This is a genomic window from Actinomyces vulturis, from assembly GCF_001687305.1.
Classification (GTDB): Bacteria; Actinomycetota; Actinomycetes; order Actinomycetales; family Actinomycetaceae; genus Actinomyces; species Actinomyces vulturis.
This window is the reverse complement of sequence record NZ_LZRK01000003.1, coordinates 417,611-432,101: the sequence shown is the minus strand read 5'-3', so window position 1 is coordinate 432,101 and position 14,491 is coordinate 417,611. Positions and strand designations below refer to the sequence as shown.

11 protein-coding genes and 1 riboswitch are annotated in these 14,491 nt (G+C 55.3%); of the genes, 9 read left to right on the top strand and 2 right to left on the bottom strand.

Going from position 1 to position 14,491, the window contains the following annotated elements; translation table 11 throughout:
* Window position 1 precedes the first annotated feature (1 nt).
* The 5 genes from A9753_RS06625 (at window position 2) to purQ (ending at window position 3,407) form a co-directional block, all read left to right on the top strand.
* The gene (locus A9753_RS06625; RefSeq protein ID WP_067782101.1) at window positions 2-922 is read left to right on the top strand and encodes a phosphoribosylaminoimidazolesuccinocarboxamide synthase; all 921 of its coding nucleotides are present in this window, start codon (window positions 2-4) and stop codon (window positions 920-922) included.
* Window positions 923-978: 56 nt separating this feature from the next.
* Complete coding sequence (locus A9753_RS06620; RefSeq protein WP_067782100.1) at window positions 979-1,563, top strand: hypothetical protein; 585 nt, start codon at window positions 979-981, stop codon at window positions 1,561-1,563.
* Window positions 1,560-2,339 carry a PsbA protein gene (locus A9753_RS10035; RefSeq protein ID WP_245637391.1) on the top strand — a complete coding sequence of 260 codons (780 nt, stop codon included), beginning with the start codon at window positions 1,560-1,562 and terminating at the stop codon, window positions 2,337-2,339. The genes A9753_RS06620 and A9753_RS10035 overlap by 4 nt, the downstream gene beginning before the upstream one ends.
* Before the next feature lie 70 nt (window positions 2,340-2,409).
* Window positions 2,410-2,664 carry a phosphoribosylformylglycinamidine synthase subunit PurS gene (gene purS / locus A9753_RS06610; RefSeq protein ID WP_067782097.1) on the top strand — a complete coding sequence of 85 codons (255 nt, stop codon included), beginning with the start codon at window positions 2,410-2,412 and terminating at the stop codon, window positions 2,662-2,664.
* 2 nt (window positions 2,665-2,666) lie between these two features.
* The gene (gene purQ, locus A9753_RS06605) at window positions 2,667-3,407 is read left to right on the top strand and encodes a phosphoribosylformylglycinamidine synthase subunit PurQ (RefSeq protein ID WP_245637390.1); all 741 of its coding nucleotides are present in this window, start codon (window positions 2,667-2,669) and stop codon (window positions 3,405-3,407) included.
* Between the two features lie 442 nt (window positions 3,408-3,849).
* Here the strand turns inward: purQ and A9753_RS06600 are convergent, their stop codons facing one another.
* On the bottom strand, window positions 3,850-5,280 hold the full coding sequence (locus A9753_RS06600; RefSeq protein ID WP_067782095.1) for a glycosyltransferase: 1,431 nt from the start codon (window positions 5,278-5,280) through the stop codon (window positions 3,850-3,852).
* A gap of 192 nt (window positions 5,281-5,472) precedes the next feature.
* Here A9753_RS06600 and purL point away from each other — a divergent pair, with 192 nt between their 5' ends.
* The 4 genes from purL (at window position 5,473) to gdhA (ending at window position 13,433) form a co-directional block, all read left to right on the top strand.
* Window positions 5,473-7,851: a phosphoribosylformylglycinamidine synthase subunit PurL gene (gene purL / locus A9753_RS06595; RefSeq protein ID WP_067782093.1), complete on the top strand. Its 2,379-nt coding sequence runs from the start codon at window positions 5,473-5,475 to the stop codon at window positions 7,849-7,851.
* 293 nt (window positions 7,852-8,144) lie between these two features.
* Window positions 8,145-8,230, top strand: a riboswitch (SAM riboswitch).
* Between the two features lie 6 nt (window positions 8,231-8,236).
* Window positions 8,237-9,310, top strand: coding sequence for a methylenetetrahydrofolate reductase (locus A9753_RS06590; RefSeq protein WP_083090377.1), 1,074 nt, complete (start codon window positions 8,237-8,239; stop codon window positions 9,308-9,310).
* Window positions 9,311-9,439: 129 nt separating this feature from the next.
* Window positions 9,440-11,770, top strand: coding sequence for a 5-methyltetrahydropteroyltriglutamate--homocysteine S-methyltransferase (gene metE, locus A9753_RS06585; protein ID WP_067782090.1), 2,331 nt, complete (start codon window positions 9,440-9,442; stop codon window positions 11,768-11,770).
* Between the two features lie 325 nt (window positions 11,771-12,095).
* Entirely contained in the window at window positions 12,096-13,433 is a 1,338-nt protein-coding gene (gdhA, locus tag A9753_RS06580) for an NADP-specific glutamate dehydrogenase (RefSeq protein WP_067782087.1), read from the top strand.
* A gap of 266 nt (window positions 13,434-13,699) precedes the next feature.
* Here gdhA and A9753_RS06575 read toward each other — a convergent pair whose 3' ends face one another.
* Window positions 13,700-13,936 carry a hypothetical protein gene (locus A9753_RS06575; protein ID WP_067782084.1) on the bottom strand — a complete coding sequence of 79 codons (237 nt, stop codon included), beginning with the start codon at window positions 13,934-13,936 and terminating at the stop codon, window positions 13,700-13,702.
* Window positions 13,937-14,491 lie beyond the last annotated feature (555 nt).

Sequence of the window (14,491 nt, the reverse complement as noted above, 5' to 3'; positions counted from 1 at the left end):
CATGACTGTCACCGCTCCTACAGCCCTCGAAGTTCCCGGCTGGGACCACATCATCTCCGGCAAAGTCCGTGATGTCTACACTCCTGCCTCAGGAAGTGAATGGGATGGCAAAGACGTTTTACTTGTCGTTGCCTCAGACCGCATCAGTGCCTACGACTTCATCCTGCCCACCCCCATTCCAGACAAAGGGAAAATCCTTACCGCACTGAGCGTCTGGTGGTTTGAGAAAATGAGCGACATTGTTCCCACCCACCTCATTAGCCTTGAAGTGCCGGAGGTGGTTAAGGATCGCGCTATGATTTGCCAGCGTTTGGACATGTTCCCAGTGGAGTGTGTGGTCCGCGGCTACCTGACTGGCTCAGGCTTGCATGAGTATCGCGACTTAGGAAGTGTTTGCGGCATTACCCTTCCTCCAGGACTCACTGAAGCTAGCCGACTTGAAAAACCTATCTTCACCCCCGCCGCCAAGGCGCAGATGGGTGACCATGATGAGAACGTTTCCTTTGAGCGCATTGTGGACATGATTGGTGCTGACGACGCCGAACGGTTACGTGAGTTGAGCATTACCGTCTACCAGCGTGCTCGCGAAATCGCTGCGGAACGTGGGGTGATTGTTGCTGATACCAAATTTGAATTTGGTGCGCGTATTGATGACAACGGCGAACGCGTGATTGTCCTAGGAGATGAAGTCTTGACTCCGGACTCTTCTCGCTTTTGGCCCAGTGACGAATGGGTCGAAGGACATGTGACCCCTAGTTTTGATAAGCAGTTTGTTCGTGACTGGCTCACCAGTGATGCTTCCGGCTGGGACAAGAACAGCGGAGAACAACCGCCCCAGTTGCCTGATGATGTGGTTCAACGTACCCGCCAGCGCTATCTCCAGGCTTATGAACAACTCACGGGCACAGCATTGCCTCTCTAATGTTTCAGGGCGTGCCGCAGGCCAATTACTTTCAGTAACGCTGCAAGAATGACTTCATGCGCCCGACCTCACACCTCATTCAACCAGGCCCTAAACTGGTTCTCACCATCGTGACGGTGGTTGGCGTCCTTATCCTCGGAATTGCTGCCGCTGTCACTGGTGCTCTGGGAATGCAGGATCTCTCCCAAGTATTTGGCGCAATCGTCGTTCTCATCGTGGGAGTTGTTCTGGTCAACAGTGTGCGCGTTGGCGTGCGATGGTCAGTCATTAACTCTCCTCGCCTGCGCATTGCACGTATGCGAGCCGAGCAAAGCACCGAAGGCATTGATAGTCATTATCAGCCAACGGAGCGTTACCCTCACGCTACGTTGACGCTGCGTGCCGAAGCCGGACCTTTGGAACACCCTAGTGCTCGCGGTGTACTTGCGTGCGGTCAACGCGAGTTAACACTGTCAGATGTCACTAGTGGCGCCGTGACGACGTATGTCGCCTCCAGTGCCCCAGGTCAATGGGTTGATGATCATCTTGCTGGAACCACGACCGGCGAGACTTTGCTGAGAGTGGCTCACCTCTTCCTTGCCACCATCGGCTTCGTGTTCATCGGTGTGGGTATCGCAGGAATCGTTCAGGGGGCGCTATGAACCGGCAAGTCCCACGTTCGTCTCGTTGGCGAGGTGCTCAGCAACGGGCCCCGCGTTCCTCCGGGCATCCTCAGTCCACGCCATCAGAGGCCGCACACGAGACTGCTTCATCGTCGTCCTCTTCGCATGGATTTACTGACGATTCTTTCTCAACTGACTGGGGTATTGGCCGGCGTGCCCAGCGTACTGATCGGGCTTGGCGTCGGGGAAGTCCTTGGCCGCAAGGCACCCGTAAACTTCGTTTCGGGGGAGTAGCCGCTGCAATTCTTGGCGTGTTGATCGCGACCAACGCTGCGATGAATTTGGCTGAAGCCGCACGTGAAGGTCACCCCCTCATGCCTCCGTGGCTGGTAGCAGTTCTCGCTGGTGCTGGCCTGGTTGCTGGCGCGGGCTATGTGGCCTGGGCAGGTGCTTCACGGCTGCGCGACGAGGATCAGCGTTGGGCCCCCACGGTGTTGGATGGTGCTGCAGGCTTAACTGAGGGGGAGATCATTGCCCACGACCCCTACGGAGCCTATGGCCAGCAAGGTTCTGAGGTGTCTATGGATAGCCAAGCGCATCCCATCATGGGAACATCTACCGTGGATACCACGTCATTTGCTCCTGCTGGCGTTGCTGGAGCAGTTGGCGGCTTTTTCTTATGTGCCAGTTTGGTGTGCGCAATTCTTGCCATGGTTTTGCCCACTGCATTGTGGTTGAGTTGTTCAACTTTATGCGGCGTCGTGGGAATCACATGTATTGCAGTTGCTCATTCCTGGCTCACTCGCGTGCATTAATCGTGCACTCGGGCGGGAAACGGGTAGGCTGAGCATGCACAACTCCTCCCCCTTTTGATCAGGAGCACCGATGGGACGCATCGTCGTTGAGGTCATGCCCAAGCCAGAGATTCTTGACCCCCAAGGAAAAGCAGTAGTGGGCAGCCTCCCACGCCTCGGATTCGATCAGTTCACCGCAGTCCGCCAAGGACGTCGCTTCGAACTGACCGTTGACGGTCCAGTCACTCAGGAACATCTCGACGCTGCCGCTGAGGCTGCCGAGAAGTTACTGTCCAACCCCATCATTGAAGACGTGGTGGCCGTTCACGCCGTGCAGGAGGACTAACAGTGAGCCAGTCCTCTCACGAATCTACTACCCCTGATGTGAGCGGAGTTCGCGTCGGTGTAGTCACCTTCCCGGGTACTCTCGATGAAGTTGACGCTGCTCGTGCAGTGCGTCTTGCGGGCGGTCAGGCAGTAAGCCTCTGGCACAAAGATGCTGACCTACACAATGTTGACGCAGTGGTTATCCCCGGTGGCTTCTCCTACGGCGATTATCTTCGCTGCGGTGCCATTGCTCGATTCTCACCGGTGATGGATGAAGTGATCGAAGCGGCCAAGAATGGTATGCCGGTGCTTGGTATCTGCAACGGCTTCCAGATTCTTACTGAAGCGCATCTGCTTCCTGGCGCATTGATTCGTAATGATCACCAGAAGTTCATCTGCCGTGATCAGCCGTTGAGCGTAGAAAACATTTTGACACCTTTTACTCATCAGTTCATTCAGGGGCAGACCATCGTGGTTCCCATGAAGAATGGTGAAGGTAACTTCATCGCATCTCCTGAGGAACTTGATCGTCTTGAGGGTGAAGGACAGGTTGTTTTCCGTTACGTAGGCGAAAGCCCCAACGGATCAGCACGAAACATCGCCGGTGTCTGCAACGCTCAAGGAAATGTTGTGGGCTTGATGCCTCACCCTGAGCATGCGGTAGAGAAGGGCTTCGGTCCGGATACTGATGATGCGTTGCGTAGCGGAACTGATGGCCTGGGCCTGTTTACCTCACTGCTTACTAGTCTTGTGACTGCTTGAGGCTGATTAACATTCGCTGAGTCATACACAGGAGCCTATGTCAAGCCTGAATAGATGTGGATAACCTGTGGATAACAATTGAATACTTTCTTTCCGGTGGGGTTGATGATCGTTAACGGTTGTCAACCCCGCCGGTTTTCTGTGGAGTAAAAACTGGTTGACAGATGGACCTTGTAATGCTGTCTAGCAATCATGCGGAAAAGTGTTGATGGGGGAGGAAGTGGCGGAAATCCGCCACTTCCTCCCCCATAACAGACTGGTGAGGTTAAGGTCAAAACGGGAGTGTGGGCGATCGCGTCATCTCTATGACGCAAATTTTTTTTGGTCTCCACGAGCCTAACCACAGGTGAATTCGCTTGATTTCAGGATTCCACATTTTTATCCACAAGGATGTGGGAAAAACCTGTGGAAAACTTCTGTCATGAATCGCTCATCACCCTCATTACCTTTCATCAAACAAGGAACTGAGTACGTCAACCACATCACATAAATGGCGGTCAGGGAGATAGTTCTCTCGGACGTATTCGTGAGCCGCTAGCCCCATGTCGTCAGCGCGCTGGGGGAGTGTTAATACTTCGGCAACAGATTCAGCCCACACACGCCCATCCTCAGGGGGACTCACCAATACGCCTGTTACTCCATCCTCAATCTGATCTAAAATGCCGCCTACCGCACTGGCGACGACAGGGCGCTTTTTCCACATGGCCTCAGCTACGGTTAAGCCGAAGCCTTCCACCAGCGACTTCTGCGTAATAACCGTGGAAATGCGCTGAACAGCATTGACAATTAATGCATTGACTTCACGATCGCTCATTGGTACGCCGGCCACATGGATTCGATCGGCCACATTTTTGGGCAGATTTTCAACGAATTCAATGACTTCGCGAGCAACAGTATCGCTATGACGATCCCCTTCTTCCTCATTCAGGGCAGGGCCAATGAGTAGAAGATGAACGTCGTTCGGGAAGAGCGTCAGATGCTCTGAGAAAGCCTTAGCTACTCCCAACATGTCTTTGAGTTCATCCCATCGAGACACTTGCGTGACTAGACGAGAACCCTCGGGAAGTGGGCCTCCCGCTAACATGACACTTTTCATGGTGCGAATTGCATCGGCTCGGCCATCGCTACGTACGAAGGCCACAGCGTCGAAAGGAGGCTTGCCTTGGACAACTCCAGCCAAGCGGACCACTGAATGGCACTCATCTAAATCGAGCACTCTGTTCTTGGGGCTTTCGGGATAAATCGAGGGAGCGACGAAGCGGCAGCGTTCCTCCTCGATGAATGAAGGGCGATAGGAGGGGCGAGAGAATACGAGAGCATCGGCGTCCTCGAGATAGTGTTCAAGGAAGGCCCAGGCCATTTGGCTGTACTCGTTGGGGTCATCCGTTCCGCCGTGAAAACGCCATACCACATAGGCGCCAGCGCGTTTCATTGCTTGAGTGAGTCCGGCACATGCGGGTTCATGAAGGATGACAATGTCACCTTCGTGTACCTGGTCGATGATGTTCTCAGCGTTCGACGCCAAGACATGTTCATATAGGTCGCGATCCTTGTCCTTGAGATTCTTACGGTCACCGCGACTTCCATGAAGAAAAGCGGTCAAGCGCGTGCTCAAGGCGCGGAAGTCTTCCGGGGCATCAATGACGTAGCGCAGAACAGGAGCGCCAGCACCAAGGGCATAACCTACAAGGGGACCAATGGCTTCGCTAACGCCGGGAGCATCGGCGCGTGAGGGACTAATTGTGAAGATTTGTCGTGATGCTGCTCGAGTGCAGCCCTCCTTGAGAGTGGCCACTACTCGCGCATAAGCCTCATCGCTAATGCGTTCAGAAAGATCGGATAGGGGGAGGGGGGCTGTGTCGATGGTTCTCATGACATGATTCAACCCCCTTTTTATGTGATTCGCCACACTTTTGGAGGGGTGTTTTTGCTGGAAGGTGCCAAAACGTTAATGTGCACATCACCTTAGGCACGTCTTGCGCGAACGGTAGGCAATCGCAGGTAGAGTTTGAAAGAGAAGGGTTTTCTCCACACCTTCCCCCTCCATTGTCTTTCAGGAGCACCCATGGCGTTAGAGACCACCGCCCACCCCAACTCCACCAGCGTGGAACATCCAGACACTATCCAGGATGCAGCAGCAACTCCCGATGCGTCCATGCCCTACGCCGAGTTAGGTCTCAAGGACGATGAGTATGCATCCATCAAGGAACTTCTTGGTCGCCGTCCTACCAATGCAGAGTTAGCCATGTACTCCGTCATGTGGTCAGAACACTGCTCCTATAAGTCCTCCAAAATCCACCTGAAGAAATTCGGTGAAGCCACCACCGATGAGATGCGCCAGCACCTGCTCGTGGGCATGGGTGAAAATGCCGGCGTGGTCGATATTGGTGACGGTTGGGCTGTGACCTACAAGGTTGAAAGCCACAACCATCCCTCATTCGTGGAGCCCTACCAGGGTGCAGCAACCGGTGTGGGTGGCATTGTCCGCGACATTATGAGTATGGGTGCACGTCCCGTGGCTGTCATGGACCAACTTCGCTTTGGCGCAGTTGATCATGATGACACTGCCCGCGTGGTGCACGGTGTGGTAGCCGGTGTGGGTGGTTACGGTAACTGCCTCGGCCTGCCCAATATTGGCGGCGAAACCGAATTTGACTCCTCTTATCAGGAGAATCCTTTGGTCAATGCGCTATGTGTGGGCGTGCTGCGACACGATTCCATCCATCTGGCTAATGCCTCCGGCGCAGGTAATAAGGTCATCCTCTTCGGTGCACGTACCGGTGGAGATGGTATCGGAGGGGCCTCCATCCTTGCCTCTGAATCCTTTGAAGACGGCATGCCCGCCAAGCGTCCTAGTGTGCAGGTCGGTGATCCATTCATGGAGAAAGTCCTCATCGAATGTTGTCTTGACCTGTTTGATGCTGACCTTGTCCTCGGTATCCAAGATCTTGGTGCTGCTGGTATTTCGTGTGCAACCAGTGAACTTGCCTCTAATGGTGACGGTGGTATGCACGTGGACCTCGAAAACGTCCTCTTGCGTGACCCCACTCTTACCGCAGGCGAAATCCTCATGAGCGAATCTCAAGAACGCATGATGGCAGTTGTCAGCCCAGACAAACTTGACGACTTCATGGCTGTCATGGACAAGTGGGATGTGGAAGCTGCCGTGATCGGCGAAGTGAACGGCTCCGGTCGCCTGACCATCGACCACTTTGGTCAGCGTATCGTGGACGTGGACCCCAAGACCGTCGCTCATGAAGGCCCCACCTATCATCGCCCCTACGCACGCCCCGCATGGCAGGACGAACTCAACGCTGATACCAGCGATCGTCTTGAGCATCCCGCAACGGGCAAGGAACTGGCCGAGCAGGTCCGCACTGTTCTTACCTGCCCCAACCAGGCAGCAAAGACATGGGTGACCAACCAGTATGACCGTTACGTCCGCGGTGGCACAGCACTGTGCCAGCCCGACGACGCCGGAGTGGTTCGTGTCGATGAAGAGACTCACCGCGGCGTGGCCATCTCCACTGATGCCAATGGTTGGTTCACTAAGTTGGATCCGGCCACCGGTGCTAAGCAGGCTCTGGCTGAGTCCTACCGGAACGTTGCTACCGTCGGTGCACGTCCTTTGGCCGTAACTGACTGTCTTAACTTCGGTTCTCCGGAAGACACTGATGCCATGTGGCAACTGGTCGAGGCTATCGAGTCACTTGCTGACGGCTGTAAGACTCTAGGCATTCCCGTCACCGGTGGTAACGTCTCCCTCTATAACTCCCACGGCAAGCAAAAGAATCAGATCGACTCCTCCATCAACCCCACCCCTGTCGTGGGCGTGCTTGGTGTGATGGATGACGTGCGCCGCGCCAACCCCTCCGGGTGGAGTGAAGAGGGCCTGAGCATCATCATGCTTGGCCGTACTGACGACGAACTCGACGGCTCCGCATGGGCCCGCGAAGTTCACGATCACCTCGGCGGTATGCCTCCCGTTGTTGACCTTGATGCTGAAATTGGCCTGGCTAACGTGCTGATTGCCCTCAGTGAGGCTGACGGCCCCGATGGTAAGCCGATCATCCGCGCAGCACACGATTGCTCTACCGGTGGTCTTATTCAGACTTTGGCTGACTGCGTACTCCGCCACGGAGTGGGCGCCAACATTGATCTGGTGGGCCTGGAACGTCGCGATCACATCGACGATTTCACTGCACTTTTCTCCGAGTCTGGTGCCCGTGCCGTGATCGCTGTTCCTCCGGGTGCTCAGAAGGCTGTTTATGCTGCAGCAGGTGCTGAAGATATTCGTGTGGTCAACCTTGGTACTACCGGTGGTGAACTGCTCACCATTACCGGCGGCGATATTCTCGCTGAAGGTGGAGATGGCCAGATGCTTATTCTTGACGTAGCCGAATTGCGAACTAGCGTTGAAGCTACCCTTCCCGAACTCTTCTGAGATGCGGGAGCGTTAAGTATGACAATGCTCTAGTTCTTAGAACCGGGATAACTTGGGGGGCGGGCCGCAAAGCGGCCCGCCCCCCCAAGTATGAGACTTTTAGTCTCGTTTTAATGTCGAGGTATTGATGTGCTCGGCTTTAGGGTCAAATCGGCGTAGGGTCATTGCGGTGGCATGCCCAGGATGTGGGTCCCTCTTGTGACCTTCCCGTGGGGGGGGGGGGGGGAGGGATAACTGTGTCACAGGAGCAAGTTGAGATTTGTGCTGTTGTACTAACGTGCCATAGTGTTATCACACCATCCAGAGCGGCCGAGAGACCTGGTTCAATGACGCCGCAGCAACCCGATCAGGCGGGTGCTTCAGCCAGGACCGATGGAGCGAAGACATGACACAGCAGCCCGGCACACCATCCCTTGGCCACCGTGCAACCACGGATGAGCATTTTAACGTCCCTACTGCATCACGCCCCACGTTAAGTTTCGAACTTTTCCCTCCGCGTCTCGGCCCCGACCTTTCTCAGACCTGGGGGCGCATCGATCGCCTTCTCTTAACTGAACCGGATTTCGTCTCCGTAACCTATCGCCCTCGATTCATCCAAGAGGAAGATCGTGTGTGGGCGCATCGTGAACGCAATGATGCTCAGGTCATGGCTGATTATGTGGCTAGCAAGTCCCAGGTACCTCTCATGGCCCACCTCACCTGCATCGGCTACACCCGCGACGACCTCATCACCATCATTACTGACTTCCTTAATCAGGGCGTCCGTCGCTTCCTTGCCTTGCGTGGAGACGCCCCTGCAGGCGTTAATCCCGTGGACGTAGTCAGTGAAGTACCTTTTGCCAGTGATCTCGTGGCACTTATTCGGGAAGTCGAACGCGACTACTTCGCTGACGGCAAGAAGCACCTGACTATTGCTGTGGCTGCCTACCCCGCCAACATTAGCCACTTGGAGGACCTTGATGTTCTTGCCTCCAAGCAAGAAGCCGGTGCAGACTTCGCCATTACCCAGGTGTTCTACCGTCAAGAGGACTATTGCTCACTTATGCGAGCCAGCCAATATGTGGGCCTATCTTTACCGATTCTCCCCGGAGTCATGCCATTGACTGACATTGGTCGCTTGACCCGACTGGAATCCCTCACAGGAGTGGCTGTTCCGGACGAACTGCGTTCACGTCTGACTGAAGTACGTGGAGCAGAACGTCTCAATCGAGGAATTGACGCAACACTAAACCTTGCCAGCGCCCTCCTCGAAGCGGGAGCACCCGGCGTGCACCTCTACACCTTCAACCGGCCCCGGCCAGCCCTCGACGTGGTCTCCCACCTCAGGCTCGGACGAATCCTGTCTGGTTCTGCTCCTGACCGAGATACCCAGTCGTGGGTCGGACACGGTTACCTCAACGCTATGCCAGGTGGAGAAACCTCTATCCGCCGTTCAGCAGGAAGATTCTCCTCTGCTTAGGTCAGTACCTTGTGAGCGCAAACTAACCATCCCGCTACATCCTCCGGCGCCACGCTGGAACCTACACGTGAACAATACAAGCCGCGCCACTCGGCGTCGGCGAATCCCCCTCACAACAAGGAGAGAACGATGACGCAGCAGAGTGCAGCGTTGCCCACCGCGACGATCGCCGGTTACCCCCGAATTGGGCGCGACCGTGAACTCAAAAAAGCCCTTGAGGCTTACTGGAAGGGCGCAAGCAGCCAGGAAGATCTCATCCAGGCAGGCGCCGATGTCCGTCGAGCAACCCGTGAACGCTTGAGCGAATTGGGACTGAGTGAAGCCAACGCTCAACCCAGCGACTTCACCTACTACGACCAAGTTCTGGCCGTTACCACCACCATCGGCGCACTGCCCGAACGTTTTGAGTCTCTGCGCACCTCCACCGGTGGTGTGAACCTCGATGGTTACTTCACCCTGGCGCGTGGCGAGGGGGATCGCGCCGCCATGGAAATGACCAAGTGGATGGACTCCAACTACCACTACCTGGTACCCGAACTCGATGAAAACACCACCATCGACTACGTAGACTCCGCAATCGTGGACCAGGTCCGTGAAGCCCAGGAAGCTGGCATAGCGCAGCGACCTGTCGTGGTTGGCCCTGTGACCTACCTGCTCCTTGCCAAGCCCTCTGATCATGCTGGTGAGAACTTCCACCCCCTCGATCGTCTCCAGGACACCCTCCATGCCTACGGACATCTCCTGATGGCTCTCCATGAGGCAGGGGTTGAATGGGTCCAACTTGATGAGCCTGCACTTGTCAGTGACGCCTGGGACGTCGAACGTCAGCAGGTCCTCAAGGCTGTCCGCGACGCTTATACCTGGCTCAGCGCCATTATTGAGCGCCCCCAACTGTTCGTGAACGGCTCCTATGGCTCCCTTGGAGACGCCTTGCCCGTTCTCGCAGCCACTGACGTGGAAGCCATTGGTCTAGACCTTGTTGCAGGTCCAGTCCCCGCCAACGCGGACCTATCCCTCCTCGAAGGTAAGACCGTCGTGGCCGGCGTGGTCAGCGGCCGTAACATCTGGCGAACCAACCTTGAGGCAGCCCTGACTACCCTTGAACAGTTGCGCGATGCCCTGCCCGCCAGCGCTCGCGTCACCGTCTCCACCTCCACTTCTCTGCAACACGTTCCCCACGATGTGGAACGTGAAACCGGTATCGCCCCCGAGATCCGTTCGTGGCTGGCCTTTGCTGATCAGAAGGTTGGTGAAGTTCTTACTCTGGCCCGTGGCTTGCATGAAGGTCGTGCCGCAATCAAGGCAGAACTTGATGCTGACGCCGCTGCTCACCAGGCACGTGCCGCTCACCCCGGCGTGAACATTAGTGCTGTCCGTGAGGCTGTAGCTGCAGTAACTCAGGACGACCGCACCCGTGCTCCCTATGCTGAGCGTCTTGCCGCCCAGAATGAGCGTCTTGGCCTACCTGTCCTGCCTACGACAACCATCGGCTCCTTCCCCCAGACCCGCGAAATCCGTGCCGCACGCGCCTCCTGGCGCAAGGGCGACATTGATGACACCGCCTACACCCAGGCCATGAAGGACGAAATCGCGCACGTCGTCTCCCTCCAGGAGAACATCGGTCTCGACGTGTTGGTTCACGGCGAAGCTGAGCGCAATGACATGGTTCAGTATTTTGCCGAACTGCTTAATGGCTTCGTCACCACTCAGCACGGTTGGGTGCAGTCTTACGGCTCTCGCTGTACCCGTCCCTCTATCCTCTGGGGTGATGTCACCCGTACCGCACCGATGACCGTGGAATGGTCCTCCTACGCACAGTCCCTGACTGAGAAGCCTATGAAGGGCATGCTTACCGGCCCCGTGACCATCATGGCCTGGTCCTTCGTCCGTGATGATGTGGACAAAGCGCAGGTTGCTGACCAACTCGCTCTGGCCCTGCGTGATGAAGTCAGTGATCTCGAAGCCGCAGGCATCGGCGTGATTCAGGTTGACGAGCCTGCCATCCGTGAGACTCTCCCGCTGCGTGTAGCAGACCGCGAGGCTTACCTCGAATGGTCTGTCGGATCCTTCCGCCTGGCCACCGGAAGTGCTGCGCCCCAAACTCAGATTCACACTCACCTGTGCTACTCCGAGTTTGACGTGGTGATCGACGCCGTGGATCACCTTGATGCTGACGTTACCTCTATTGAGGCTTCCCGCTCTCGTATGGACATTCTCCCCGCTGTTGCAGAGCATGGCTTTGAGCGTCAGTTGGGTCCTGGTGTGTGGGATATTCACTCTCCTCGTGTTCCCAGCGAAGAAGAGTGCACCACCCTGCTTCGTGCAGCCGTCGATGCTCTGGGTGCTGAAAAGGTCTGGGTGAACCCCGACTGTGGTCTGAAGACCCGCGCTTACGAAGAGACAGAAGCAAGTTTGCGCAACCTCGTTGCAGCAGCACGCACTGTCCGTGCTGAAGCCTGATCCTTGACGAGGTGGGGGTGGGGCGAGACTTTCAGTCTCGCCCCACCCCCACCTCGCGTATTTCCTGCAATCTTCGTCACGTCTCACAGGAGGACGGATGTGCCGGCCTCAGTGCTTCTATGGTGAGTATGGTCGTGACGAAGCGTAGTAATGGCAGGGAAAAACCGGCATTCTCGAGGCCTGCCCGCACCGGACCTGACGGCGTCGATTAATAAGATGTTTCAGGCATGTCATCAGCAGGGTGCAAGAATAGATCTGCGCCACAGGTGGGCTTTTTCACTAGGCCATGACCTGAACGGTGGCGCCCACACCATGAAGGACAACCATGACGAACGTTGTTGAAAAAGTCTACGAGCAGGTTGTTGAACGCAACCGAGGCGAAGCGGAATTCCATCAGGCAGTGCGCGAGGTTCTTGAATCCCTTGAGCCCGTTATTTCCAAGCACCCCCATTATGCCGAAGCCGGTCTTCTTGAACGTATCGTCGAACCCGAGCGTCAGATTATGTTCCGTGTTCCTTGGGTTGACGATAATGGCCAGGTACAGGTTAACCGTGGTTTCCGCGTTGAATTCAATTCTGCGCTTGGCCCCTACAAGGGTGGCCTGCGTTTCCATCCTTCCGTGAATGTTGGCATCATCAAGTTCCTTGGTTTTGAGCAGATCTTCAAGAATGCCTTGACCAACCAGGCTATTGGTGGCGGCAAGGGCGGTAGTGACTTTGACCCTCACGGAAAGTCTGACCTCGAAGTCATGCGTTTCTGTCAGTCCTTTATGACTGAACTTTCCCGACACATTGGCCCTTCTACTGACGTTCCCGCTGGTGATATCGGCGTCGGTGGACGCGAAATCGGCTATATGTTTGGCCAGTACAAGCGTCTGAAGAACTCCTATGATGCAGGTGTCCTTACTGGTAAGGGGCTAGCCTGGGGCGGTTCCCTCGTTCGTACTGAAGCCACCGGTTACGGCACAGTGCTCTTTGCCCAGTCCATGCTCGCCACCAAGGGTCAGAGCCTTGAAGGCAAGCGCGTCACCGTCTCCGGCGCAGGAAACGTCGCGATCTACGCTATCGAAAAGGCCCAGGCGCTGGGCGCTACCTGCATCACTTTCTCTGATTCTTCTGGTTACGTCGTTGACGAAGCGGGTGTGGATCTTGAACTGCTCAAGCAGGTCAAGGAAGTTGAGCGTGGCCGTGTGGCTGATTACGTTGAGCGCCGCCCCGGTGCCCGCCTGGTGACTGAAGGTCGCGTCTGGGATGTTCCCTGTGACGTTGCATTACCTTGTGCAACTCAGAACGAACTAGATGGCAACAACGCTGCCACCCTGTTGCGTCAGGGATGTGGTGTGGTTGCCGAAGGCGCTAACATGCCTTCTACTCCGGAGGCTATCGAAGCATTCCAGCAGGCTGGAATTCTTTACGCCCCCGGCAAGGCATCCAATGCTGGTGGCGTGGCAACTTCGGCCCTGGAGATGGAACAGAACGCCAGCCGCACTCGCTGGGACTTTGAGACTGCAGAAGCCAAACTTACTGACATCATGACCGACATTCATGATTCTTGTGTGGTCACCGCCGAAGAATATGGGCGCCCTGGCGACTATGTTCTTGGCGCCAACGCAGCCGGATTTACTCGCGTTGCTGACGTGATGCTTGCCCATGGAATCGTCTGATCCCACCACTTTTCTTGCCTATTGAGGCTGGAAGAATACTCACTGACCAATCGGCGCTGACTTCTATGTAGTCAGCGCCGATTGTTGTCCTTACTGCTTTCATCTGCACATTCATCTTGACGTGCTACTGGAAGCGTAAGTAAGACAAAACCGAGAAGAACTCAACACCAGAGACTCTCGTAGGGGAGCGTGGGTATTTACCGGCGTCCCCTACCAGATTCCAAGAAACTTTTAGCTCGCTCAAGGAGTCTCTACACAAGCAGTGTTCAACGTGGGATCAGGTAAGCCTCAAGAGCATGACGGAGAACGGACACCTCATCAGTGCCTTCTTGTTTAGCCCTATCTTTGAGCATGTTTGACAGATATGCCGGGAGAAGAGTCCCCGCAGCAGGGCCAAGCCGCGTGTGAGCAGTTGCAATTTTCTCGTCACTCCACCCAGCCCCGAACTCGGCAGCGATATTTTTTTCTTCTTCGCTCATCTCCATACGAACATCGATGTTCACTTCACACCACTATTACCGGTTGATATAACGCCGTCTCGCCTTCATCGCATGAAATAGAGTGATTCGCTCACCGTAATCCATGAAACCAATTTCAAGAAGCCCCTGTCTTTTAGTTCTCATGATACTGCTCAAGATAACAATGGCATCACGTTCGAAACTTACAAGAATATTGAGCGCTTTAGGGTCATCGTGAACATGAAATAAACAAATACTCATTATGAAAAACTCTGGACATAATACACTTCTCACAGTAAGGTGTGTTATACATCACACCTAATAAGGAGGTCGCTATGTCACTCAAGAAGAAGGCTGCAACACTCGCTGCTCTAGCAATGATCGCTGTTGCACCAGTCGCCTCTGCTTCATCGCCTTCCTGGCCCTGCGTCACAATGGAGCGCTAATCCCTCCCGTTGCGTCCTTGTCCACCCTTGGGAATTGTCAAAGGTTGTTGTAGGGCACAACGTTTACCATAAAGTTGAAAATGGCGTTGATTACATTTGCTACGTATGTATCCGCGTAGGGACTCAGTGGGCTTGTCCTGACAATGTAGAAGAG